Source organism: Mycobacterium sp. NGS35 (assembly GCF_059812855.1).
Window position 1 is genome coordinate 1 of sequence record NZ_JCALDL010000025.1, and the last position, 1282, is coordinate 1282.

The following is a 1282-nucleotide window of genomic DNA, read 5'->3' on the forward strand; positions in this document are numbered from 1 at the left end:
GATCGCCACATCGGATTCGCCGCTCAGCCGCGACAGCAACAGCGCCAACGCGGCCTCGATCACCATGAAAGTGGTCGCATTGTGCTCAGCGGCGATCTGACGCAGCTGGTTCTGCAACTCGGCCGGCCAGCCGAATTCCACACTGTCGCCGCGCATGTCGGCCACCGGTGGGTAGGGTCGATCGGTCGGCAGCTGGAGGCGCTCAGGCAGGTCCGCCAAAGCCTGCTCCCAGTAAGCCAACTGCACGGCGATGCGACTCTGCGGGTCGGCAAGCTCGCCGAACTGGGCCCGCTGCCACAGCGTGTAGTCGGCGTATTGCACCGGCAGCGGCGCCCAGTCGGGGGCGTGCCCCGCGCAGCGGCTGGCATATGCCTGATTCAGATGACTCAGCAGCGGCGACACCGACCAGCCGTCGGCGGCAATATGGTGCACCAGGCCGACCAGCACATGCTCGTCATCGCGGATGTGGAAAAGCGTGATACGCAACGGGATTTCGGTGGCGAGGTCGAAGGCATGGCGCGTCACGGCTGCCACCGCCTCCTGTAGGTGATCAGTCGGCCAGCCGCTGGCGTCGATCACCTCCCAACCGAATTCGGCGGTGTCAGCCGGCACCACCAACTGCTGCGGTACACCGTCGTGTGCCACGAACAGCGTGCGCAAGCTCTCGTGGCGGGCCACCACGTCACCCAGTGCCGCCCGCACCGCATCCACGTCAAGATGCCCGCACAGCCACAACGCCACCGCCATGTTGTAGACCGGCGACGGCCCCTGCAACTGGTCGAGGAACCACAGCCGAGTCTGCGCGAACGACAGTGGCAGCACCTCCGGGCGCTCACCCGCCACTAATGGCTCGAACCCAGCCGATTCCCTACCGAGCCGGGGTGCCAACTGCGCGATCGTCGGCGCGTCGAATACGGTCCGCACCCCGATTTGAACTTCCAACGCTGCATTGATGGCAGCGGCCAGCCGCATCGCCGAGATGCTGTCGCCTCCGAGATCGAAGAACGAGTCGTCCACACCGACGCGCCCGACTCCCAGTACTTGCGTGAAGATGCCGGCGAGAACTTCCTCGACCATCGTCGACGGAGGACGAAACGTTTCGCCCCCAACGTATTCCGGCGCAGGCAGCGCGCGAACGTCGAGTTTGCCGTTGACGGTCAGCGGCAGCGCGTCGATCGGCACCACCGCAGTCGGCACCATGTAAGCCGGCAACCGGTGACTCAACGCCGCCCGCGCCTCCGCCGGGTCGAGCTCGCCGACGACGTAACCCACCAACCGTTTG

1 protein-coding gene is annotated in these 1282 nt (G+C 66.1%); it reads right to left on the bottom strand.

Annotation, left to right across the window (positions count from 1 at the left end; translation table 11 throughout):
* A partial coding sequence (locus AC5Y4C_RS20955) for a condensation domain-containing protein (RefSeq protein ID WP_500008529.1) occupies positions 1-1282 on the bottom strand: 1282 nt, incomplete at both ends.